Source organism: Vibrio cyclitrophicus, assembly GCA_023206055.1.
GTDB lineage: Bacteria > Pseudomonadota > Gammaproteobacteria > Enterobacterales > Vibrionaceae > Vibrio > Vibrio cyclitrophicus_A.
In genome coordinates this window covers 2593198-2618705 of sequence record CP065366.1, presented here as the reverse complement: position 1 = coordinate 2618705, position 25508 = coordinate 2593198, and the positions used below count along the sequence as shown (strand labels likewise).

General features: G+C 42.4%; 12 protein-coding genes and 7 pseudogenes. 14 read left to right on the top strand and 5 right to left on the bottom strand.

Annotated features, from left to right (window positions below):
* Positions 1-19: 19 nt before the first annotated feature.
* Both ITG09_11440 and ITG09_11435 read right to left on the bottom strand, forming a co-directional pair.
* Positions 20-1121, bottom strand: a pseudogene (locus ITG09_11440) (IS66 family transposase).
* Positions 1122-1277: 156 nt separating this feature from the next.
* A complete protein-coding gene (locus tag ITG09_11435) occupies positions 1278-1595 on the bottom strand; it encodes an IS66 family insertion sequence element accessory protein TnpB (protein UPR51311.1) in 318 nt (105 codons plus the stop codon).
* 267 nt (positions 1596-1862) lie between these two features.
* On the opposite strand from ITG09_11435, the gene ITG09_11430 reads away from it, so the two are divergent.
* From ITG09_11430 to ITG09_11415, 4 genes and pseudogenes are all read left to right on the top strand, one after another.
* On the top strand, positions 1863-2783 hold the full coding sequence (locus ITG09_11430) for an IS5 family transposase (protein ID UPR51310.1): 921 nt from the start codon (positions 1863-1865) through the stop codon (positions 2781-2783).
* Between the two features lie 162 nt (positions 2784-2945).
* Positions 2946-3623, top strand: a pseudogene (locus tag ITG09_11425) (response regulator transcription factor).
* Positions 3624-3659: 36 nt separating this feature from the next.
* Positions 3660-4977 (top strand): annotated as a pseudogene (locus ITG09_11420) (HAMP domain-containing protein).
* Positions 4978-5197: 220 nt separating this feature from the next.
* Complete coding sequence (locus tag ITG09_11415; protein ID UPR51309.1) at positions 5198-5515, top strand: hypothetical protein; 318 nt, start codon at positions 5198-5200, stop codon at positions 5513-5515.
* A 484-nt stretch (positions 5516-5999) separates the two neighbouring features.
* Here the strand turns inward: ITG09_11415 and ITG09_11410 are convergent.
* A pseudogene (locus ITG09_11410) lies at positions 6000-7017 on the bottom strand (IS481 family transposase).
* Between the two features lie 108 nt (positions 7018-7125).
* Positions 7126-7314: pseudogene (locus tag ITG09_11405) on the bottom strand (transposase).
* Between the two features lie 276 nt (positions 7315-7590).
* Here ITG09_11405 and nrtS point away from each other — a divergent pair.
* The 3 genes and pseudogenes from nrtS (at position 7591) to ITG09_11390 (ending at position 9530) form a co-directional block, all read left to right on the top strand.
* Positions 7591-7830 carry a nitrate/nitrite transporter NrtS gene (gene nrtS, locus ITG09_11400; protein ID UPR51308.1) on the top strand — a complete coding sequence of 80 codons (240 nt, stop codon included), beginning with the start codon at positions 7591-7593 and terminating at the stop codon, positions 7828-7830.
* A gap of 2 nt (positions 7831-7832) precedes the next feature.
* Positions 7833-8761: pseudogene (locus ITG09_11395) on the top strand (chemotaxis protein).
* Positions 8762-8798: 37 nt separating this feature from the next.
* Positions 8799-9530: an EAL domain-containing protein gene (locus ITG09_11390; protein ID UPR51307.1), complete on the top strand. Its 732-nt coding sequence runs from the start codon at positions 8799-8801 to the stop codon at positions 9528-9530.
* A gap of 198 nt (positions 9531-9728) precedes the next feature.
* On the opposite strand, the gene ITG09_11385 is transcribed toward ITG09_11390, so the two are convergent.
* The gene (locus ITG09_11385) at positions 9729-10646 is read right to left on the bottom strand and encodes an IS5 family transposase (GenBank protein UPR51306.1); all 918 of its coding nucleotides are present in this window, start codon (positions 10644-10646) and stop codon (positions 9729-9731) included.
* Between the two features lie 285 nt (positions 10647-10931).
* On the opposite strand from ITG09_11385, the pseudogene ITG09_11380 reads away from it, so the two are divergent.
* From ITG09_11380 to tnpB, 7 genes and pseudogenes are all read left to right on the top strand, one after another.
* Positions 10932-11126: pseudogene (locus ITG09_11380) on the top strand (ISAs1 family transposase).
* A 385-nt stretch (positions 11127-11511) separates the two neighbouring features.
* The gene (locus ITG09_11375) at positions 11512-13635 is read left to right on the top strand and encodes a type I secretion system permease/ATPase (protein UPR51305.1); all 2124 of its coding nucleotides are present in this window, start codon (positions 11512-11514) and stop codon (positions 13633-13635) included.
* Positions 13635-15017 carry an HlyD family type I secretion periplasmic adaptor subunit gene (locus ITG09_11370; protein ID UPR51304.1) on the top strand — a complete coding sequence of 461 codons (1383 nt, stop codon included), beginning with the start codon at positions 13635-13637 and terminating at the stop codon, positions 15015-15017. Before ITG09_11375 ends, ITG09_11370 begins: the two co-directional genes overlap by 1 nt.
* A gap of 83 nt (positions 15018-15100) precedes the next feature.
* Positions 15101-17188, top strand: a complete 2088-nt coding sequence (locus ITG09_11365; GenBank protein ID UPR53630.1) for a type I secretion system permease/ATPase — start codon at positions 15101-15103, stop codon at positions 17186-17188.
* A gap of 67 nt (positions 17189-17255) precedes the next feature.
* Complete coding sequence (locus ITG09_11360; protein ID UPR51303.1) at positions 17256-24458, top strand: hypothetical protein; 7203 nt, start codon at positions 17256-17258, stop codon at positions 24456-24458.
* Between the two features lie 290 nt (positions 24459-24748).
* On the top strand, positions 24749-25102 hold the full coding sequence (locus tag ITG09_11355; protein UPR51302.1) for an IS66 family insertion sequence element accessory protein TnpB: 354 nt from the start codon (positions 24749-24751) through the stop codon (positions 25100-25102).
* Entirely contained in the window at positions 25099-25455 is a 357-nt protein-coding gene (gene tnpB / locus ITG09_11350) for an IS66 family insertion sequence element accessory protein TnpB (GenBank protein UPR51301.1), read from the top strand. Before ITG09_11355 ends, tnpB begins: the two co-directional genes overlap by 4 nt.
* The last annotated feature ends 53 nt before the right edge of the window (positions 25456-25508 follow it).

Genomic DNA, 25508 nt, shown 5'->3' with positions numbered 1-25508 from the left:
AACCCACGGGGCGATGCTGTTAATGTTTGAAGTTCCAAGGTAAGAGTGCGTTGATATCAGGCTCAGCTTTCGCCTGGTCCTTCATGCACTTGACCATGTAGCCGTAGAGGATTAGGCCGTTGGCTTCCTCTGTCTCGACGATACTGTAAATCATCGCACTCGCATCAGCACCATTTGTTGTGTTCGAGAACAACCAGTTCTTCCTGCCAATGACCAGAGGTTTAATTGCACGTTCAGCGCGGTTATTTTCTATCGATAAGTGACCGTCATCGACGTAGCGGATGAGCTTCGGCCATTGGCCGAGCGTGTATTTTATCGCTTTACCTAATGGGCTTGAGCCTATCACCTTCTGGGTTGTCATCCATTGGTAAAGTTCATCCAGTACCGGCTTGGAATACGCTTGACGCTCTGCTTTCCGCTTTTCGACAGGCGCACCTTTTAAGCGTGATTCTATTCCGTAGAGTTTTTGGATTTTAGCCAGCGCCTTATCAACCTTTCCCGACTTACCTTTCCCTTGAAGCTTCTTAGCATCCATGAACTTACGACGAGCATGCGCTAAGCACCCCACATTAGTGACCTGATGTAGACCATCATAAGCCGCGTAGCTATCGGTTTGTAGATAACCGTTGTAGTCGCCTAAAAGGCAACAGGGCACGCCCTCGCGCGACTGTTTTGATAGTCGTACAAGACGATATTTTTCACATTCGGTAATGCCGCTTCGGGCGAGTCAGCGCCTGAGCAGTAGAGCCACATATAACGCATCTTCTCTTCCTTGAGCACATTGGTGGCGTTTCATCCACCTGCACCACCACTTGTTGGAGTAGGTGCTCTTTCAAGGCCGCATACAGCGGAGCGAACTTCTCGCTGACTTGGATGACCCACCTTGCCATCGTGGTACGTGATAACTCGATATCTGACTGGGTAAACAGCGATTCTTGGCGGTAAAGTGGCATTGCGTATTGGTATTTGCCAAGAATGATGTTGGCCAGCAAGCTTTCTGTGGCGAAGCTTTTAGGTATGAGGCTCTGAGGGGATGGCTTCTGAACGATACGGCTACTGTCGCCTGCTTTTTCGCACTGGCGGCAAGCGTACTTAGGGCGAACATATTCCAGCACCTTAATCTTATCGAGCAGTTTGTTGGTAAACAGGAACAGCGCCCCCGTTACCAAGAGGCAAGTCCGTATCATTTCCGATAATCGCCGCCAGGCCGTTGATGGACTTTCTAAAATCGACACTTTCACGATAAAGATAAATGTCTGGAGCGCTAAGCATACCTTTCATGACAACGCTCCAATGAGTTCAGCAAGATAGGTCGCTGGCGTGCCTTGAGGAATGCTCAACTCCACATCATTGACGAGCAGTGTCATGTTAGCCGTAGCTATCTGCGCCTGATACTTCGTTGTCTTTTCGACGATTTCGGCTCTAACAAATCCGACAGATTCCGATTGGTTTGCTGTTTGGAGTTGACGCCGCTTGGCGAAGAGCGTGGATAAACTCAGTCTATGTTGTTCGCAAAAAGCACGCTGTGTAATATTGCTGCTTTCATATTGTTCAAACAGTGTTTGCCATTCTAGATTGGTGCGTCGTTTTGCCATTTCAACTCTCCTTTGGGTTGGAGAGTTGATCTTATTCTTCGTGCTGAAAGATTAGAATGCGGGCTTCATGGTGCGCTTACGGTAAACTTCGCAGTAACTTTGGTATAACTTTCCGTAGGTAGCTGCACATACCAGGACTCAGGATTTTCCGACGGTACTTAATTACCCAAACTACGTGACATTTCATGGGCTTTGTTGCGTAATTCAGTGGAACTAAATCCAGAACCTACGATCTGATCAGCTACATTCACTCCCTCTCGTAGCCCTATGCCTAAACCTCGTTATAAAACAACCAACTGGAAGCAATACAATCAATCACTCATTAACCGTGGCTCTCTGACCTTTTGGATTGATGAAGAGGCGATAAGCGGCTGGGCGCAAAGCAAACAGAATAAGCGTGGGAGACCACGTCGGTTCAGTGATTTAGCTATTACGACAGCACTCATGGTGAAACGAGTTTTTTCTATGCCACTGAGAGCGCTTCAAGGATTTATCGACTCGATATTTAGGTTAGCCCATGTGCCGCTAAGTTGTCCGCATTACACCTGCATCAGCCGTAGAGCCAAGCAAGTTGAGGTCTCATTTAAGACTAAAACGAGAGGAGCGATACAACACCTAGCCATTGATGCAACTGGCCTTAAGGTTTATGGCGAAGGTGAATGGAAAGTCAAAAAACACGGGACGGATGGCAAGCGTAGAGTCTGGCGAAAGCTTCATATTGCCGTCGATACAAGCACTCATGAGATCATTGCCGCCGAGCTAAGTTTATCAACGGTTACAGATGGCGAAGTACTCCCGAACCTGCTGAAACAAACACGCCGAAGTATCCTTGAGGTGTCTGGTGATGGCGCTTACGACACAAGAGCGTGTCACACTGCTATTAAGATTAAGGGAGCCATTGCGCTTGTTCCCCCAAGAGAAGGGGCAGCCTTCTGGGAGCGTGGTCATCCTCGAAATCTCGCCGTGGGTTGCCAGAAGTTATACGGCTCAAATAAGTATTGGAAAGAGCGGTATGGATACCACAAACGTTCATTGTCAGAAACAGCGATGTATCGAGTTAAACAGTTGCTAGGAGGACGATTGAGCTTAAGAAATTACAATGCCCAGGTGGGTGAAACTTACGCGATGATAAAAGCGTTGAACAAGCTTACTGGGTTAGGTATGCCTGAAACTTGTCGTATTGATTAAGAAATACGCGAAACGGGGTAGTTCTATCTTTAAATTTAATTACGCAACAAAGCCTATTTTTTGCGAAGTAATTAAACTCAATATGCAATATTTATTAAGCTAAAGATGAAGGTAATTCACGACATTTCATTTAAGTTAACACTCGATTAGGTTAGCGGTTGAATGGCAAACTCTAAAATGGTCACCGTGGAAGGCGATCTGTAACTTCAGAAATATTTCAAGATTACTTTGTCGTTCAACATTATGTGTCCTGCCTATGACTGTAATGTTGCGCAGACCATCCTCATCGAACAACTTGACATCGTATTGCTGGATTTAATGCTTCCTGTAACCGCTAGACTGACAATGTTCCGACAGACGCATACACTCTATAAAGGTAAAGTATTGATGCTCACCACTGGTGATGACGACTTTGATCGTATTGCGGGTAAGAAAGGACTGATGACTCTGCCATCAAGCCAATGAAACCAAGATTTCTGCTGGCCTGAGTTCGTTCACTATTACGCTGCCAAAACTGCTTCAGACGGTGGTTCAAATAACCTTCAATTTGATTAACTCGTTCTGAAAAAACATATAATAAATATGAACTTTCAGGTGCAGTTTATCACTCACAGATCGAGAGTTTGATCGACTTTATTAGCAAGCAATTCAGATACGCCGTAGTCACTTGACTATTTGACGAAGATACTGGTTAGCATTGAGTATGACAGGATCGACCGGACGATTAATAACAAGGTTGTGCGCCTAAGACAAATGCTCGGTGACGACCATGCTCGAGCAAAAATAATTCAGATCATGCACGATAAAGACTACTTATTTTTTTTAACCGCTAGGTATTAACTTCGCTCACTACGAGCGTAATAAACGAGAACGATTATGCGACGTATTTATTTGGAGTCTTTATTGGGGCTGTTAGTTTGCTTTTTTATTGGTATTGTCGCCTACGAAGTTTCTGTCTATCAACTCAATACCGACTACGACTATGTGCTGCAAGATTACGAAGCGACAGCCCACCAGCAACTCATAGCAAACATCGCAAAAAATCAAGGCCTTAAAGCGGCTCATCAAGCGATAGATCAATTTGTGGAGGCCTCTCAAAATATACTCGTCACGTTCAGTTCAAATGATGAAATACCGGGGCCAGTTTCGGAGTTTTTAGTACTCACCCGAATAGCTTTATCTTTCACGATGATGAACGAAATCTTTGGTTTCGTTTAGTAGGCAGTGATAACACCTATCATTACCTACCCGATAATCAAGCATTTGTTCGAGAAAAATAGAATTGGAAGATAACCTCATTTGGGTATTCTTTTTGGCTAGTTGTATCGTTTACGGCGTAAGTCATCTGTTAATTATTTTCCGCCGTGTTAGAAAGCTTGAGGTTGCCACTTTGCGTTTTTCTGAAGGCGAACTCTCGACACGAGCCGAGACTTCAAGTGGTATTGCGATTGGTTCACTGAACAAATCCTTTAACCTAATGGCCGACCGAATTCATCACTTAATTGAAAGTAACCGCTCACTCACCAAAGCCGTTGCTCATGAATTACGCACGCCAATATTTCGTATTCAATGGCAAACTGAAATACTCAAAGACACGCCGCTTAATGAATCGCAACAACACACCGTTGAAAGTATTATCGAAGATACAGAAGAGATGGAAAAGATGGTGGAAGAACTGTTGTGCTACGCCAAATTTGATCGCATTGACCTCGAAAAGCAACCCCAGTCATTAGAGATAAGAGACGTTCTCGAGCACGCGATGACACGCTGGAACAAAGACACAGAGCTCAACATCGACTTATCACTGCCAGAACAACCTAGCTCAATACTAGCGGATGAAACTCTGCTTATCCGAGCCTTAGATAACCTAGTACGTAACGCAATGAAGTTCGCACGTTCACAGATGTCGATTGAAGCCAGCGTGCATCAAGATCAGCTACAGATTGCGGTACATGACGATGGTGATGGCGTAGCACAAGAACACCAGGCTCGTCTGTTTGAACCCTTTTACGTGGGCGATAAAGCGCGTAATAAAGCTAAGAGTGGCCATGGCTTGGGGCTTTCAATCGTCGATAAGATCTGTGCTCAACACAACGCAACCGTGGAGGTTGGTCAGAGCCCAACCTTAAAAGGTGCGGTATTTACTATTACCATTCAGATATGTAATGACTCAGCTGACAAACCCATACAGTAACTACAAAACATCTCTGGAATAATGTCCAACATCGGTCGGGAGATGCTGTCTCCCAATGAACTTATTGAGTCTAGATAATCATGACACGGTCGTTTATGGCTTGTCATTACAGCACTGCTAATTAGTAGCAAAGTAAACCGTTACTTATTAATTCGTACTTTGTTAGCAGTTGAAGCCATAGGCTTACTATCTAAATTCCCAATTATTCTTAAGGTATTTTATGAAAAAGTTATTGTGTGTTTTAGGCGTTATCTCTCTAGCAGGCTGTTCAGGTATTAGCCATAACGATGAGGTTTACACAGCGCATGCTGAAAGCTTCAATATTATCGGTTTCCAAGTACCTGGTAACACTCAAGATCGTGCAATGGAGTTAGTGCCAGAAGGAGCAACGGTTGAGACAATTCGCTCAACAAACTCTGATACAAGCTCTGCTATGGGGATCATCAATCGTATTATCGGTATCGAATACATTCAAGTCGGTGGTAAAAGCAATAATTTAATTACTGTTCGTTTAGGTAGCAGCTATGTAGATAAATAGCCTAAGCCAGTGACATTGAAGTGACCCCATAAAGTTGGACATTTTTGTTAAGCGGCTTTCAAGGCCTGAGTTCGATATTCTATCGGAGTCAGGCCTTTTAGTTTCACTTTTATACGTTTGCTGTCTTCTACGACTACACCTTCTATTGTGGCTGTTGAAGGGTGTGCTAGCTGCCATTATTGGGGACGTTTCGCTGAACGGTTTAGTCACGATGTACGAATCATTAACCCAAAGAAAGCTAAAGGCAATCTTGAAGGTCCACAAAACTGACGCGAATGATGCGTTAGCTGTAGCGAATGCCGCATTACCAATTGATCTTAAATGCAGTAAGCCCAAAACAATTGACCAGCAAGGACTCCATTTTCTTGAAACCAGTCGTCAGTTATTAACTCGTTCTATGGTTTTGTACTAATTCAGACCTGATCTGACAGTTACCCACTTTTAGACTCGGTGCCTGTCAGATTATATCTGGGCTAAATTCTTTTCAGCCCAGATTGATTTCCCCATCCTCTAATGTTTCTATTGGCGTTCTGCCGCAGCACATTTTTCCTTGATGGGTACGATGATTGTTGTAGTAGTCCATCCATTCGTCCAGATCTGTCTGCAACTCTTCCATCGAGCCATACAGTTTTTTTCTGAATGTTACTTGGTAGAACTCATTCAATATGGTCTTGTGGAAGCGTTCGCAGATACCATTTGTCTGCGGTGACATTGCTTTCGTTTTTGTGTGGTCGATATCATTGATGGCCAGATAGAGTTGATAGTCATGTTGATCAACACGGCCACAGTATTCAGTACCTCGGTCTGTCAAGATTCTCAACATTGGCAGCTCATGATTCTCGAAGAACGGCAGAACCTTGTCATTCAACATATCTGCTGCGGTGATTGGTGTTTTTGTCGTGTAGAGTTTTGCGAAAGCTATTTTGCTGTAGGTATCAACGAACGTCTGCTGATAGATACGCCCAACCCCTTTAAGATTGCCAACATAGAATGTGTCTTGAGAGCCTAGATAGCCTGGGTGTGCGGTCTCTATCTCACCACAAACTTCATCATCATGCTTCTTGCGCTCGAGAGCTGCGACTTGCTCTTCCGTTAGAATGATACCGTTCTCAGCAACTTGTTTTCTAAGGCAATGAGGCGTTTTTTGAAGTTTTCTAGGTCGTTGCGGAGCCAGATTGAGCGCACGACACTTGAGAGATAAAGACACCCAGTTTACGTAGTTCATTGCTTGTTCTAACTTGCCCATGAGCAGGAAAGTCGATGGCGTATTTTAGGACGGCTTGTTCAGTTTCACTATCGACTCGATTCTTTAAGTTTGGTGTTCTTCTGCTCTGATTAATCAGAGCATCAATACCGCCAGTTTCAACCAACTCTTGATAGCGATAAAACGTGTCTCGAGAGACACCCATAACCTTACAGGCTCGAGATACATTACCAAGCTCTTCTGCAAGATTGAGAAGCCCAGCTTTGTGTTTGATGATTGGATTGCTAGTATGAAGCATGAGAGTTACCTCTTATTGTCTTTGATTGATGACTAAGCACCGTTAATCAAAGTGGGTAACTCTCTTCTTTTCAAATTGAAGTGTCAGATCTAGTCTGAATTAATACACTTTAATCATCAAAGCTGTTTCAATAGCAGTATCAGGAAATTGAAAGCCTCTACCACGTTTGCCATGGTGGCTTTTGCATTGCCATGCTTCAACGGCAGAGCCGTCAATCCAAAACGTTACTGAGCCTCTTTTGCACAAGGCTTCATTATATTCACTCCAGTTCGTTATCTTCTTCTTAGATTTACCCAAAACATCACCATGTTTTGACTACATGGGATCAGATCGCACTATTGAGGAAAGGTTCAACTGATTTAGTCAACAACGCCATTGACATTTACTTACATCGAATTACGCAACAAAGCCTCAATGCGAAAGAACACTGCTAAGGCACATAGAACTTTTAGCGATTGAATATACTCAATTAACCTTACGTAAGTTGCAGTTGAACACCACTATTAATTTGAACAATCGTTCAATAATATATATGATTCACCAAAACAATACTCATCTAAACAGAGGTTGCAGATGCCTTTAGCTCAGTTTATTAAAACCGCAGGCGAACCTACGATACTGAAACGCTCACTCAAGGTTTCTCTCATAGTTGGCACCATTCTTATGTTCATTAATCACGGTGACAAATTGCTCTCCAGCAACATTGACATAACGCTGATCATTAAGATCTTGATGACTTACTGCGTACCCTTTTGTGTGTCTACCCAAGCCAGCGTTTCTGCAACTCTTCAATCCCGAAAGAAGGCCGTCTAATAATGATATTTTCGTTTAAAAAACCGTCATCGGATATTGTCGAAGTTCATACTAGCCATCTTACAGAACTGAAGAAAGTCTCTGAAAAGTACTCTCTATTCAAACAGAATGATCCCACCGACTATGCGAAGAAAATTTACGTCAATGCGGCCAATGTCCATAAAGCGTCACGAAGTCGTGCTGAGTCGATTAAACAGAGCTATGAGTTAGTGAATCACTTTATCGAGCAGTCAGAAAGTATTAACAAGCTGTCTTGTGAGAGCCATCAATACTCCAGTCAAACGGCAGAAACTGCGGCTAATACCATCGACAAGCTGGAGGCTTTGGAAGAGCAAGTATTAGTTTCCAAAGAAAAGATCTGCCAGTTTAGCGAACTGCTCGAATCACTGAATGAGATTAACAAGAACGTCACCCAATTGGTGGATTCTATTAAAGGTATCGCTGCACAAACAAACCTGTTGGCGCTTAATGCCGCGATTGAAGCCGCTCGAGCTGGGGGCACGGCCGCGGTTTTGCAGTAGTCGCAGACGAAGTCCGTCAACTTGCGAACACGGCGAATCAGTCTGCTGAGAACATCGACACTGAAATGGCGTCGATTTCAAAGATATCAGACAGCATTTTCAACAAACAAAAAGAGGTTGAGGACGTCATTATTCTCAGCTCAGAAGTAACCAAAAACACCATGCATAACATGAAGAACTTGATGAACATGTCGCTTGATAGTAAAACAGCTTCTAAAACCATCATGGACGCCATTGAGGCTCAACTGTCCGACTCCAACACGGTTAAGCAAAACATGGAAGCCCTAGTTGAAGACACCAAGCTATCAATAAGCCTCTCGGGCAACAACCATGAACTCGCGGAACAGATCCTCAACTCTTTATCTTATCTGCAACTGAATGATAAAACGGACCAGAAAAGAAATGCTTAACTCCGATAACGTGTAAGCAAACAAGGAAAATTGCGACATGAACCAAAGCCAAACACCACTTGAAACAGGGACTGCTGTTTCACTGAGTGATATCTTAAGTGAGCGTTCACTATATTCATATGTTCAGTCTATTAGAGATCTTAAACGCCAGACCACTTATGGACATGAGGTTTTAGTTCGTGGTCCTTCAGACTCCTTGTGGCATCGACCCGATCAGTTGTTTATCGCTGCTCAATCACAACAACTCAGCAGGCAATTGGAAATTGTCATCCTCGAAGTTCATCTTGAAAACATTGCCGCCCATACATCTATAGGATGTTACACCGTTAATCTTGCTCCTAACCTGTTGTTAGATAAAACCGTATTTCAGATACTAAACCGCTACGCACTGGCTGAAAGAATTAAGATTGAGCTCACTGAACACTTACCGATACGTGACTGGCAACCAATAAAACAGCGAATGGCTCAATTGAGAAAGCAAGGCTATCAGTTCTGGCTTGACGATGTTGGCTGCGGATTTTTTGATTTGGCGCTGATCGATGAAGTCAAACCAGAGGTAGTCAAACTTTGCATCAAAATCATCAGCAGACTTACGTTTGATCCTACTCTAGTTGATGAAATAAAAGCGGTCGTCAAAGCGGTTCATGACTACGGTGGCGCTGTTTTAGCTGAAGGGATTGAGGAGCACGTACAGCTCGATATGGCGGAGCAACTGAACATCGATCTAGCACAAGGCTATCTTTTTGATAAGCCACAGCCACTTATTTGAGTCACAAAAACCTAGTCCTCAATAAAAATCGTACAGTTGGATTTTGATATCCTTATTGTTCTATATATTGAGATTATAAATATAGCCACATTTATCTAAAAATACCAACAAGTATACTTTGCTTCAAGTAGAACAAATCCACCCGGCTTTGTTGCGTAATTAAATTTAGATATAGAGCCAACCCGTTTCGCGTATTTCTTAGTCAATACGACAAGTTTTAGGCATACCTAACCTAGTAAGCTTGTTCAACGCTTTTATCATCGCGTAAGTTTCACCCACCTGGGCATTGTAATTTCTTAAGCTCAGTTTCCCTCCTAGCAACTGTTTAACTCGATACATCGCTGTTTCTGAGAGTGAACGTTTGTGGTATCCATACCGCTCTTTCCAATACTTATTTGAGCCGTATAATTTCTGGCAACCCACGGCGAGATTTCGAGGGTGACCACGCTCCCAGAAGGCTGCCCCTTCTCTTGGGGGAATAAGCGCAATAGCTCCCTTAATCTTAATAGCAGCGTGACACGCTCTCGTGTCGTAAGCGCCATCACCAGACACCTCAAGGATACTTCGGCGTGTTTGTTTCAGTAAGTAAGGAAGTGCTTCTCCATCTGTAACCGTCGATAAACTTAGCTCGGCGGCAACGATCTCATGAGTGTTGGTATCGACGGCAATATGAAGCTTTCGCCAGACTCTACGCTTGCTATCCGTACCGTGTTTTTTGACTTTCCATTCACCTTCGCCATAAACCTTAAGGCCAGTAGCATCAATGGCTAGATGCTGTATCGCTCCTCTCGTTTTAGTCTTAAATGAAACCTCAACTTGCTTGGCTCTACGACTGATGCAGGTGTAATGCGGACAACTTAACGGTACATGGGCTAGCCTAAATATCGAGTCGATAAATCCTTGAAGCGCTCTCAATGGCATAGAAAAAACTCGTTTGACCATGAGTGCTGTCGTGATAGCTAAATCACTGAACCGACGCGGCCTCCCGCGCTTATTCTGTTTGCTTTGTGCCCACCCGCTTATTGCTTCTTCATCAATCCAAAAGGTCGAAACACGGTTAATGAGTGATTGGTTGTATTGCTTCCAGTTGGTTGTTTTGTAACGAGGCTTAGGCATAGGACTACGAGAGAGAGTGGAGGTAGCTGATCAGATCGTAGGTTCTGGATTTAGTTCCATTGAATTACGCAACAAAGCCTGTTTTACCTCATCCCAATCACACTTAACCGTTCCATCGTTTTCACCTATTGAATCTATCGTTATTTCCCATTAAACAAATGTAAACATTGAAGTTATATTCTGGTGGGCAGAAAAGAGCTTTTGAATATCCATTAACCACTCGACTGGTTTAATGGTTAGCACGCATTGGAGAGCAGGGTGAGATCGTGAACGTTTTTTGATCAGAATGAAGATGCGTGCCAGATATACAAAGATCACGGTGCAGAGAACCTATCATGCCTACGTCATATGAGCTTGAACATGCTCCGAGAAGAGCTAACCAAGCTAAGCATTGTTGGTTAGCAAAAGCGCTGCATGATGAATACATCAATGCTAGAGGCTGTATTAAGTGCTGGTTTTACTCGGGTGGTGAAAAACTAGGCACTCATGCGGTCACCCTGGCTCTAGTTGACCATTTATTCAATTAATAATGTAACGATTTTGCTTACATTTCCATACAATTAACCAACATTGTATTAACCATAATTTTTTTATAATCACTCCACTTGAATTAAACGGAGTCAGTGATGAACTTAAAGTATAAATGTGTATTACTGTTGAAGGCCGTGCATACACCCTCAGTAAATAGCCGGCGTGGTAGCAGACTAAGCACGGTATATACAAATTCCACTGTTAAACCTTTTCACCGCTCGAATATTCGTTTTTCTCTAGCTAATACTCTTGGCCGATTTATGCCTATTCATGCATGCCGGTTGTTTTTTAAAAGTAATAATCAATCGGTGATTGTTATTAACGGTGAATATGTATGTTGAAGCTAGATAAATACGCGGTTGGAGATATTGAGTCTGCTTTTAGTTGCTTAACATTATTAATGCAACTTAATGGGGAGCAAGCTGATGATTATGATTATAGCAAGCATACATCCTCTCCTTTTAAAAAGCAGCTCGCACAATTTAGCCGAGCTCAAAAAGTATCGGCTAAATTAAAGCAGGTTGCTTATCAAAAATTAAATGCGCAGCAATTGCCGCTGATCTTCCGACTGAAGTCAGGTAAATTTGCCCTGCTAGCGAAAGTATCAACTGAGCATGCACTCGTACAATTTACTGATAATTCAGCCCCTAGCCAGCTTACATTAGCTGAACTGGAGCAAGAATGGTCAGGTGAAGTCATTGTGCTGCTAGGTCCAGCTTTACGATTTGATGTTAGCTGGTTCATCCCTGAGTTTATTCGCCATCGCAAATTGTTTAGCCAAGTCATTGTTTTTTCCCTTATGCTCCAGTTGTTGGCATTGGTAACACCACTGTTTTTTCAAGTCATTATGGATAAAGTTTTGGTGCATCAAGCGCTGGCTACTTTAGATGTCTTAGTTGTCGTACTTGTTGTTGTTGGTGTCTTTGAGGTGATACTAAAAGGGCTAAGAGAATATATTTTTGTTCACACCTCAAGCCGAATTGATATTGGTTTAGGCATTAAACTCTTCCGTCATTTACTCGGCTTACCGCTTAATTACTTTAAACAACGTCAAGTTGGCGCCATCATCATGCGCGTGCAGGAATTAGACAGTATTCGTGATTTCCTAACGGGCTCTATGCTGACGTTAAGTGTTGATTTATTGTTTACCTTTGTCTTTTTTGGGGTCATGTATTGGTTATCACCTATGCTGACGCTATTAGTATTAGCTACACTACCTTTGTATTTCTTAATTGCTTGCTTTAGCACTAAACCTTTACAAGAGAAAATTGAACATCAATTTCAAACCTCAGCGGTAAATAGTGCTTTCTTGAATGAAACAGTAAGTAGCAGTGAAACCCTTAAAAGTTTAGCTATCGAGCCAAAGATGCAGCGCCGCTGGGAATCACAAACCAAAGATATGGTGGAAGCCGGCTTTGAAACCCAGGTTATTAATAACCAAATTTCACAAACCGTGACCTTGCTACAGAAAGTCACCACTGTTGGCGTCATTTGGATTGGTGCCAACCTGGTGATGTCACTGGAAATGACAATAGGTCAGCTCATTGCCTTTAACATGATGGTGAATCATGTATTACAACCAATCGCCAAGCTGATTGAGTTATGGCAACAGTTTGTCCAAACCCGAGTCGCAGTAGACAAACTAGGAGACATGCTCAACCTACCCGTTGAACAAGAGCAGGGAAAATTCACTCCGGACACATCACTTAAAGGAAATATCATCTTTGATAACATTAGCTTTAGTTATCAGCCTGACGGTAGTAACCCAGTAATAGACAATCTCACCCTAACAATACATGCAGGAGAAAGCATCGGTATTGTCGGGCCCTCTGGCTCAGGTAAATCAACACTTACTCGCTTGTTGATGAAGTTATACAGCCCACAGCAAGGACGTGTATTGCTTGATGGTAAATCAATGGACACCTTAGATCCTCATTACCTGCGTAGCCAAATTGGTGTCGTGTTACAGGAAAACTACTTATACAACCGTAGCGTACGCGACAACATTGCACTCAAAACACCGAATGCGTCATTAGATGACGTTATTCAGATGGCTAAGTTGGCTGGTGCTCATGATTTTATTTTGCGCTTATCTCTAGGTTACGACACGGTGTTATCGGAAGGGGGGGAATCACTTTCTGGTGGCCAGCGCCAACGCATCGCCTTTGCTCGCGCTTTAATGGGCGATCCAAGACTACTTATTTTAGACGAAGCGACCAGTGCATTAGATGATGAATCTCAGGCCATGATCCAACAAAACATGGCAGAAATTGCCAATAACCGCACCGTGTTTATTGTTGCTCACCGTCTGAGCACTGTAAAGAGCTGTGATCGTATTATCACCTTAGAGCAAGGAAAGATCACCGAAATGGGCACTCATCAACAGTTAATCAGTTTACAAGGTACCTACGCACGCCTTTGGCAGCTTCAACAGGACCTAACAGAGGAGGTAGCGTAATGCTCAAGCATATTAACACCGCTCGTCAGGCAATTAAGAGCCAGAAACAAGAACCTAAAAAAATCGAACTAAGTCAACAAGAATATGAATTTCAGCCGGGATATTTAGAAATAGTAGACCGTCCACCCGCGCCTTGGACTAAACGATTAGCTATCGGCATTACGTTATTACTGGTTGCCATATTAGCGTGGTCTATTGTTGGTAAGTTAGATATTCACGCTCAAGCGACAGGACGATTGATTGTTAGCAGCAACTCAAAAGTCGTACAAGCTGCTGAAGCAGGAGAAATAGCCCGTATTAATGTTGCCAATGGGCAAAGTGTTAAAGCGGGCGATGTTTTAATTGCATTAAACACGGTTGGTATAAAAGCAAAAGTAGAAGAGTTACACGCACAAATTGTGTTTCAGCAGCTAGAAAAATCACGCTTGCAGGCACTATTAAGTGATGACCCTCTAAGTCAATTCGCCCCCCCTGAGACGGCTTCAATACAGCAAGTTGATACGGCACGTGCGTTCTTAACGAGTGAATGGCGTGATATCAGCACGCAGTTAGCTAGCTATAAAAGCCAGTTAAAGGTTAATGAAGCTGAGCGCATCGCGTTAGAAAATGAACTGGTTGAGCTACAGCAATTAGAAAAGAACGCGAATAAACGTTTTAACGCCAGTAAAACATTAGCTGATGCTAATCAATTTCCATTGATGGATTTGTTGAGGCTAGAAAGTGAAACCCTAGAAATTCGTCGAACCCATTCACAAAAACAAGGTGAGCTCTCTGTGCTATTAGCTCAAGTACAGCGCTTATTGCATGAACAAGAAAACTTTGTTGCTAAAACGAGGCGTGAGACTTTCGATAAGTTAAGTCAAGCACAAGCTAATCTGGCTGTACTGACACAGCAATTAGTACAAATAAAAGAAAAGCGTCGCCAACATAACTTAGTGGCTCCGGTTGATGGCGTTGTTCAGCAGCTTGCTGTGCATACGTTGGGCGGCGTGGTGCAACCTGCTCAGCAACTGATGGTTATTGTTCCTGATGGCATGGCGTTAGAGGCTGAAGTGATGGTGTTAAACAAAGATGTAGGTTTTGTTTATCGCGGGCAGGAAGTCGAAATCAAAATAGATGCTTTCCCATACACACGTTACGGCACTATCAGCGGAAAACTGGCTTATGTTTCACGCGACTCAGTTGAGAACGAACAATTTGGCTTGGTTTTCCCTGCCAAAATTCTGATTAGTGACAGTGATATTTTGGTTGAAGACAAACGCGTGCCATTACAAGCCGGTATGAGTATTAGCGCAGAAATTCGTACCGGTGATAGACGGGTGATTGATTATCTTCTAAGTCCTATTCAGCAATATCAATCTGAAGCATTAGGAGAAAGATAATGACCACTGCAACTATCACCTCAAATGCAGCTGAACTGAGCAATGAAACCGCTGAAGATACCGTTTCTGCCAGCCATGAGCAAATGTTAGCGTTAACAGCACTAGTGCACGCGGCACAAGCATTTGATATTAATGCAGATGTAGCACAATTAGCGCATCGTTTAGGCAGTGAAACGCTTGGTGAGTTTGATCTGAACCGCTGTGCCAAGTGGTTAGGCTTAAGAGCACGTACGCAACACGTGGCGTTAGACAAACTGGCTAGGGTTGCATTACCTGCGCTAGTAAAAACTTGCCAAGGTTGGCACACCCTCAACGTTGTTGATGAACATGAAGCGACATTGTTTAACCCCGCTACTGGTTTATTGCATACACTTACGCTAGATGATTTGGGCGCTATTTGGTCATCAGAAGTACTCTTATTAGCTCAACCGAGACAAACTGAAGTAAAACGTAAATTTGGCATTGGTTGGTTTGTGCCTTCCATTACTAAACATGCTGCGCAGTTTCGCACCGTTATTGTCGTGTCTTTGTTACTTCAGCTTATTCCTTTGGTGACACCACTATTGTTTGAAAATGTTATTGACCGGGTATTGGTTAGCCGTAGCCTTTCCAGCCTACAAGTGCTGGGGTTTGCAATGCTGGCACTGGCCATTTCTGAACCCTTATTTAACTACATTCGTTCCTGGTTATTTACCAATTTAGCCAGCAAGGTTAACAGTGAGTTGTCCAGCCGTTTGTTTCAGCACTTGGTATCACTGCCTCTGGGCTATTTTCAACAACGCCAAAGCGGCGAAATTATTGCGCGTATTCGAGAAATAGGACAAATTCGCCAGTTCTTAACAGGCTCTGCGCTGACCATGATTTTAGACTTAGCCTTTATCGGCCTATTTATCGCGGTAATGTTTGCCTACAGCAGTGAACTAACTTGGCTGGTACTGGGTTCACTGGTGGTGTACTTCTTATTTTGGTTAACCGTAGGGCCAGTACTACGCGCCAAAGTTACCAAAGAGTATGAACTAGGTGCTGAGAATACTGCATTTTTAACTGAAGCGGTAACAGGCATCGAAACGATAAAAACTTCAGCTACTGAAACTCGCTTTCAAAAACAATGGCAAAGACAGTTAGCTGACTATATTCGTGCACTGTTTGGCGCTCGAGTGGTAGGTATTATTGCTGGTCAAGGCATTGGTTTAGTGCAAAAGATCACCTCGGCAATATTGTTGTGGTGGGGAGTCACGTTGGTGATGGATGGTGCGCTAACTGTTGGTGGCTTAGTGGCATTTAACATGCTATCGGGCCATGTTACTCAGCCGATTCTTCGTTTAGCGCAAATGTGGCAAGACTTTCAACATACTTTAATTTCATTGCGCAGAATTGGCGACATTCTTGACCAGGAGACAGAAAGTGGCAATCAAGGGTTAGCGTCAGTACCAACTCTGTCAGGCAGTGTGAGCTTTCAAGGTGTGCGCTTTCGCTATAGTGAAGACAGTCAAGAAGTACTACGTAACTTAAATCTGGATATTAAGCCGGGTGAGTTTATTGGCATAACCGGCCCTTCTGGCTCGGGCAAGTCGACGTTAACCCGCCTGTTGCAACGCCTTTATGTACCGCAACATGGGCAAGTGATGGTTGACGGTATTGATTTAGCGATAGCGGATCCCGTTGCCTTACGTCGCAACATGAGTGTGGTACTGCAAGAAAGTCGCCTGTATTCAGGCAGCATTGCTGACAACATTAAAATCTGTGTACCTGATGCGACCGACGAACAAATACTTGCTGCAGCCACCACCAGCGGAGCTCATAGTTTTATCAGCAGCTTACCACAAGGTTACCAAACCCAAGTGGGCGAACGTGGTGCGCGTTTATCTGGCGGACAACGCCAGCGTATTGCTCTTGCTCGCGCCCTGTTAACCAATCCGGGCATTTTATTGCTCGATGAAGCTACCAGTGCGCTCGATTATGAATCGGAAGCGGCAGTGATGAGCAACATGCAGGCAATTACGCAGGGTAGAACGGTGATTAGTATTGCGCATAGATTAAACACCTTACGTCATGCTGACCGTATTTTGGTGATGGATAAAGGTCAGATTATCGAACAGGGCAGCCATGACGAACTACTGCAACAAAATCAACTTTATGCCCGACTGTGGAATCAGCGGTTGAGCGAATAACTAATAGTCGAGCTTTCGGCAATAACTGGGGATATCCCAAAACAATCAGAGAGAGTAGAGGTTAAAAATGAGTAATAATAATGAAGTACACAACAGCTCAAACACTCAAGAGAGTCAGACTAGCGACAATACACTTGATACAGATGTTCAGGCTGATTTATTTCAAAGAGTAACACAAGACATGCTAAATAGCCTGACTGGCAGTGAAGATCCAGATCCTATGTCTATTTTTGATAATATGGCAGATGCTTTAGCTAATGAGCCTGGAAATGAAGACATTGTTCAAGCTATTAGGGAATTAAAGTCAGATCCGGAGATGTTGAGAGAAATCACAAAATACCAAAATTCGCTAAATGGTGATGACGACATAACAACAGTAGGTGCACTACCAGAAGCGGAATCAAGTACGTCCAGTTTGACTATTGATTTTACAGGGAACTCTGTGGCTGACCTTGAACTATATAGTGATTACATTACAGGCTCAGGTACGACACTTGGCGGTTTCTTTTCCGCATTGCCAGGAACCTTAGGTCAGCTTGCAGAAAGTGGATCAGGAGCAAATATCGAAAAGCTTAAAAAACTTGATCATAACAATCAAATTAAAACACGAATTAATAACTTATCTGAATTAAGGGTGCAGATTTTTGATCAGTTTCGTCACGATCCCTTAGATTATGAATTCGTTGTGAAAAATAAATATAGCGATCTTTCTTTATCGGAAGCTTTTGATTCAAGAATGAAGTTCAAGTCAGAATTAGAAGAATTACAACTTAAGCAAAAAGACTTATTTTCCAAAGATGCAAAGCAAGCACGGAAAAATATCAGGCTAGATTTTGAAGAAGTAAAAGCCGCTAAAATTCATAGAGCTAAATTGCTTAACTCGATTAGTGATGTACCTGATTTGGAAAATAATAAATATGCTAACCTCAGCGAGCAAGCTCTCAAAAATGCTTACCTAGAAAATAAACGGCTTTTTAACGCAGAAATAGAGAAAGTTAATAATTTTGAGAAACAGTCAAATCTTTCTATGAAGCGGCTATCAAAGTCTGCTAAAAGAGCACAAAAATTATTTGGTAAAGTTAATGATGGTATATCAAAGGGAAGCTCGTTTTTTAGCCTTATTCAAGGTGGCATTGATACGGCAGCTGGTGCGGGTAAAGATGTTGACGCGGAAATAGATGAACATGGCAACCTGCCTGCTATAACAGAGAAGAACTTACGTATATCGACAGGGGTATTTGGTTTAGCGAAAGGGACCTTAGATTTAGGTACCTTTATTACTCAAAAAGTTGTTGCAAAGGTAGGCACGGAAGCCAGTGAGGCTGTAGGTAAAAAAGTTGCGAGATTTGCTCCTGTTGCAGGCGCATTTTTAAGTGTAGGTGTTGGTGTTAACTCTATGTTAAAAAATGCAAAAGCGGCAGATCAAGCGCTTAAACAAGGAAATGGTGGACGAGCGGCAATGTTTAGTGTGATGGCCGCGCTTGATATAGTCACAATGGTATTGGATGTTTTTAGTGGTATTGCTGACTTTATTCCTGGGGTGGGTACAGCAGTATCTTTTATTGTTGACCTTGTCAGTACAGCACTGAGTTTTATCAGCGATATGATTGGCTGGTTTACTGAGCAAGTTGACACCAGATCACCAGAAACAATACTAGAGCAGGATTTTAAGGATTTTGTAAAGGAAGGGGGGCCACTTGAGACTTATGTAGACAATTTATGGACAAGCTATAAAACACAAGGTTATGATTTGTTGGAGTATTACGTGGACCCAGAGGGTGCAGGGCTTGTGGGAGACGAAGAGGATGAAGATTATCAGAGAAAGCTAGCAGAAGCTCAAAAAACAGAGGCCCACAAAGCCGTAAGGGGGGCTAAGGATACGGTAAACCTTTTACGTAAGGCGATTATAGATAATACATACGGTGATGCTACACGAGAAGGTGGGGCTGCAGATGATTTAATTAGCGTGGTAAGCGAAGACTTAAAGAGCAGTAAAATCTTAAGAGGGTATGGTGGTAATGATATTTTAATTGGCGGACTTGGTGGTGACTTTATTTACGGTGGAGAAGGTGATGATACGCTACAAGGGAGAGATGGCGATGACCTGATTGAAGGGGGAGCAGGTAATGACTATATCGTTGGTGGCGCTGGTGTAGACAAATTATATGGTGGTCCAGGTGATGATACGATTGTTTTTGAGCCTGGAATAGATACGGTGGTTGTAGGGGGGCCTGATAATGACCTTGTTGTGTCTAAGATTGATGAAGCGGTATATATTTCATTGAACAATGAAGTCGCTGCAACTTCCGACGCTTCTGGCTTTAGCAATAAGGCTGTTGCGTTTGACCCTGCTGCATTATGGAATAAAAACCTTGAATCCAGTTATTTGTATCCAGAGGAAAATGTAAATACCTTGGCAGCTCTAGTCTTTAACTCCCTAGAAAATAACCAGCAAAAGTCTTACCTTGGTATGTATGAGATAAGTCAGGAAGAAATAGATAGTGGAAAAACGTCAGAAACTACGCTTAAGTCAATTGAAGAAAAATTAGGTGATAAGAAAGTATGGATTCTGGGTAAAGCTGAAATATGGGGTAATACTTACGTAATGACCGATGGCACTTATCTATATAGGATGACTTACTATGACGAATCTGATTCGGTGCGACTCAGTTTGGCCAAATGGGAAAAAAATATTCGGGATACGGCCGAAGCAATAGAAAACGGCGAGTTGAAAGTAGAGCAAAATAGTAATGCTCTTAATAAGTTAGTAGCAGATTTTGTTGCTACTTCTTTGCAAACAGCGGAAAACATTATTGTTGATGGCAGTAAAAAAGCTTATCTGGAAGGAGATGAGCAAGACAACTACATTAAGCTGGCATTCAACCAAAGAAGTGGAGCCGCAGTAGAGCAGGCTGACATCGTTTTGAGGGGCGGGAATGACACCTTTGTGTTGGAAAATAACGAGAAGAGCTCGAATGATTTAAGTACTAATATCGTTAGAGTTTATGGGGGGGAGGGCACAGACAAACTTCGGTTAAGTAACGTAGAAGATGTACACAGTAGGTACTATAAGGATAGAAGTTTTAGTTATGTGTTGATGAATAAAGACGGCGATGCTAATGGAAAAAACCTTGCTAATGATCAAGTTCGGTTACATGCAGATAGCATAGAAAGTGTATATTTGGATTCTTCAAAACTGAAAAATTACACGGATTCAAATGTACAATTAGATGCGTCATTATATGATCAAGACTTGAGCATTGATGTTAACACAAAAGGAATAGCTAAAGTAACGACGACTGAACATAACGATAAAGTTAACATACTGAATTTTGGTGAGGGAACACAGTTTAATAATGCAGGAGGCGTTGATACTTTAAACTTTAGTTCGTACTCACAACAAGCATTGGATATTGATTTAGCGTCTAGAACGGTTACAGGAAAGGTTGCACCATCTTATGCGGTTGACGTTGAAAATCATTCTTTTGAAGACGTAGCATCGCTTGATAGTACAATAAGCGATGGTACGGATGGCAAAGGCTGGGACTTTGGTGTTGCCGAGGTAGGCGAAAGTTTATCTTCAAGAGCCGCGAGTACGTTTCATTCTTCATTAAACCATGGTTTTCGTGACTATAAAGGTATCAAGTTTGGGGATGGTAGCGGCTCCTTTATTTTAAGCTCTGGACAGGACTGGTCCGATAGTACCGCTCGGTTAAAACAGACGTTAACCGAAACATTTTCTAGTCACTTTGACTATGAATTGAAGTTTAATTATAGTCCGGTGTTTGACAATCGCGCCTGGTCAATTTTCGGAGATCAAAGTCGTAAAGATGGTTTTATTAAGGGTTATATGGTTGTTGATGGCGAAGTGATAGGGGAGAAAACCATAACGATTGATAATACTGTCCCTGCCTCTGAAATAAAAGCTACTACTAATTTAATAGATCCTATTCAGTACTGGCAGACTTTTACCTTGAATGTTAGCGGCAAGGAATTAGCACAGTATGAAGGTAAAAATATTACTATTGAACTAGCCAACCATAAACCAGATAGTTACCATCCCCGAATGCTTACCACGGTAGCAGTTGATAATGTGAGGTTTACTAAAACCCGAAATGATCAAACACAAGAAGTTGAGTTGGCAACCATAGGCCAGAACTCAAACTTTGCGATAATTGCAACAGAAATGAGTGGTGATCATTTAAAAGGTAATAGTGATGACAATAGCCTTGCGGCTTATGGTGGAACGGATACTGTGGAAGGCCGAGATGGTGATGATGTACTGACAGCTCAAAGAGGTAAGCATATATTAAAAGGTGGTGAAGGAAGCGATACTTATAAAATCAGTGGTGCTAGAGTGCAAGAAAGCTTATTGGTATCGGTATCTAATGATAATGACGGCACGATTACCGTTCAAGCTAAGAATGGCGAGTGGTCAAATAACCAGCTGGTTGTAGATGTTTTACAACATGAATCAGGGTTAACCATTGATCCAACGTCGCTAGAAATTATAGACATTGATGGCAACGTTGTTAGCAATAAGGGAGCCATTTCTATTGTAGATAATAAGTTAGCATTTTCACCCAACAATGACTTTTCATCCCTTGAACGTAACCGCAGCGAGCAGATATTTGTTCGGTTTACGTCGATAGGTTCTAGTGCTGAATTAGAAGATGTTAGCGCTGCTAATCAAATTAAATTGCTTTCGGTTAACAATGTAGATGATTTAAAAATTGAATTGGATGAAGCACAAGGAAAAGTATTATTTAAGAATAAGCATGGTGACCTATTGTTTACGGATGAAGGGTTAAGCTGGGATCCAAATCTAGCACAAAAGCCTGATTTAAGAGAATTGGCTGCAGACTTTGCTCTGCGTTATCAAAAGATGTCGTTTAAAGATGAGATTATACTTGGGCCAGATATCTATACGATGTTATTAAATAAACTCAACATTGAAATGAGCTATAGCATTGAAGGTAAGTCAAAAAGTGATGTTACTCAACTAGAACAGCAAGCGGCATCTGCCACATGGGATATGTACATGCGTCACTCTCAAGGTGAAGGTAGTGTAACGGGTGATGGAGATGATGTTATCTTTGCTGATGGCAATACCGTAAGAACAGTTGCTACGAATCATGGCGATGACATTATTTATGCGGTAGACGGTAATGGAGACTTAACCATTGACACAGGAGCTGGGAACGATTCTGTGGCCGTAGGTAACTTGAACAGACACGTTACAGTGAAGTTCACTAGTGAACAAGACGACGTAGATACACTCGTAGTGAAAAACTGGGTTCCAAATAGTATTGCTATTACTCAGTCTAATGGTAACTACGAATGGCATATTGCGGGTAACAAAGTGCTTACGCTTGAGTCATTGCCGGATAAAATATTATTTGAGCAAGCCGATGGCAAAAAATTTATCGTAGAAGATGAAGAAGTAATCGCTTATTTTACCTCTCGCAACCCAAGCAGTATTACGGATACCCAAGACTTTAACTTTATTAAGTTTTTAGATAAAGATGGTAATTTTGGTTTACGTTATACCGATGTAGATTCAGAAAGTATCACAATCAAAATTGACGGTGATAGCGACCCCAATTCAGATAAGTCCATTAGTTTGATGGCAGGTGACCGAGTATTACAAACCTTTAATATGGACTTAGAGGAAACCTTAAAAAATAAAAGAAACCTTAGTGCTACCGGCCTTGCTTATGGCATCAAAACACTCACCCCTGGGGGGATTATTCTGGCAGATAAAACACTTAATGCTAATGGATTGGCAGATCTGGTAAATGCGGTATTGAATAAGCCTGATGGGCGCGAAGGCACGTATAAAGGTTTTGTGGAAGGAACTGTGTTGCAGTTATCGGAGGCCCAATCGTCAGATGTAACGTTAATAGTTACTAGTTCATCAGGCTTAAGACTCTGGCTTATGGCTGGAGAGCGACAATTACAATTATTTACTTTTAAAGATATTAAATCGCGTGTTATCGATATCGAAAATACTGCGCAAAAAGTGGCTGAATCACTTCCACATGGAATTAGATTCAAGGATCAATCGCTTGATGCCGCAGGGGTAGAGACTTTTATTACTCAACTATTGAGTGACCCTACTAAACGCACAGTTTTAAATAGATCTAAATTTGCTGGGACATCAGTACCTGCTATCTCCGTAGATGAAAGTGCGGTTCAATGGCAATCTTTGTATCAGGCTAGCTCTGATTCCGAAGGTGTAGCAGCGCAAGGTGAAAGCATAATAGAAACTGTGGATAGCCAATTTGCGTTGGATAAAGCTTATCGAGTAAGTGCCGACACACTAGGAAATGATGAACAAATTACCATCGCTTTATACGCTGGAGATGTTTTATTGAAAGAGGCTACTCAAGGGAATGAATTGGTAGTTAAAGCTGAAGATTTGACGTCAGCACAGCTAAACGCTGCTTTTAATCAACAATTAAGTATTAGGCTTAGTAATAGTGGTAATAGCGATGTTCAAGTTTCTAATCTTAGTATAGATACACGTAGTCTTAACACTAATAGCAATTATGTATTTAGGCGCAGACTTCAAATTCACGGAGTCGACGATTTCGCTGCGCTAATACGCAGCGGAATTCGTAACCTCTATAGAACAACTGGAGATGGCACTGGCAGTTTTCTCAACCTCTACGAGAACCACGGAAGTGTGACTGTTAACGGCGTTAAGGGAACTGAGCTTGACTTAACAAGTTTTGAACGTCTAGATGGAACTATATTAGATGATAGAATTAAAGGCCATGCAGAAAGCAACTGGATTGACGGGCTTGGTGGTGACGACCTTATTTTAGTAGAGCAAGGAAAAGATAATCACGTAACGGGAGGGATGGGTAACGACGTAATCAAAGCCGGAAAAGGAGATGATACCTTCTATTACCGTGAAGGTGACGGTAACGATATGGTTGAGGATACAGGTGGTGACAACCGCTTAGTTTTGAATAATCTTGATATGGATGATGTATGGCTAAGCCGTAATACTGATGGTGAACTGCTGGTTCAATTTGGTGATTCGCAAAATGGTGCTGATTGGCAAGGGCAGCCGGATGGCAGTATTCGCATAAAAGGGGATATTGAAGAAATCCAACTGGGTGATAAAACCTTGAACACGGCCAATATTAACCTTCTAGTACAAGCCATGGCAGGCCATGATGTGGGTGATATGGATGCCGTAACCAGCGGTGGGCAAACTGTTGCGCAGCAATTAGAGACACTTTGGATGCCTAAATCCTAAGCAAGGTGCGATATCAGAAGGGAATAGATATCGCTACATGCTGCTAAGTTTGTTTATGCTATAGAGCACACTAGCAATTAACAGCATTATTTAAAAAGCGACAAGGTAAGGCTTTGTCGCTTTTTTATCTTAGGAGCTCCGTAGTAACCAGAACATTGAGGAGCTGGTAACAGGTTTTGTGTAACTGCCTAATTTAAATATAATGTAAGGTAAGCGTCTTTAAATCGACTCATTCAACCCTTTCAATAAACGTCGTAACCTTTAACTTTGATCGTTAAAGGTACTCGAAAATGTCTCAGCATAGATCTCAACAAGAATGGCTACGCCTTGTGCTGAAGTATTACAATAGTGAGCGGTCTTCCGCTCAGTTTTGTTTAGAGCATAATCTTCACCCAAAAACGTTTGACAACAACCGTCGCAAACTACACCACTTAGTCAACATGCCTAAAAAACGAGAAGATTCACCTTCTGAATTCGTTGCCGTTGAAAAAACAGCCAAGCCAAACACCAAAACCGAGCAACAGCCAACCTCTACGTTACCCACGGAATTACGCCTGGAAGCGGGGGCCTGCTCTCTTCGTATACCCCGTGATGTCAGTTCACGGTGGCTGGCTCTTTTATTGAAGGAGCTTGCTGTTGTATGAAAATGTTCCCTGATACCTATGTCGTCTATCTCCACAAGGCGCCCGTCGATTTTAGAAAGGGCATTAACGGCTTGAGCTTTATCGTTGAACAGAATATGAACCTTAATCCCTTCTCCGAAGCGCTATTCGTCTTCTGTAATCGTACGCGGGATAAGATCAAAGTTCTCTACTGGCAGCGTAATGGCTTTTGCCTCTGGCAAAAGCGACTCGAAAAAGACAAGTTCGCTTGGCCAAGAAAAATGCCAGGGCAAACACTCTCATTAACGGAAGAGCAGTGGCATTGGTTGCTCGATGGACTCGACATCGAAAAAATGAAACCCCATCAAACATTGAATTACCAAAGTCTTAATTAAATTAAAAAAATAATAGCGTATAAGGAACTTTCGCGGGTCTTTGCGATCTTCCT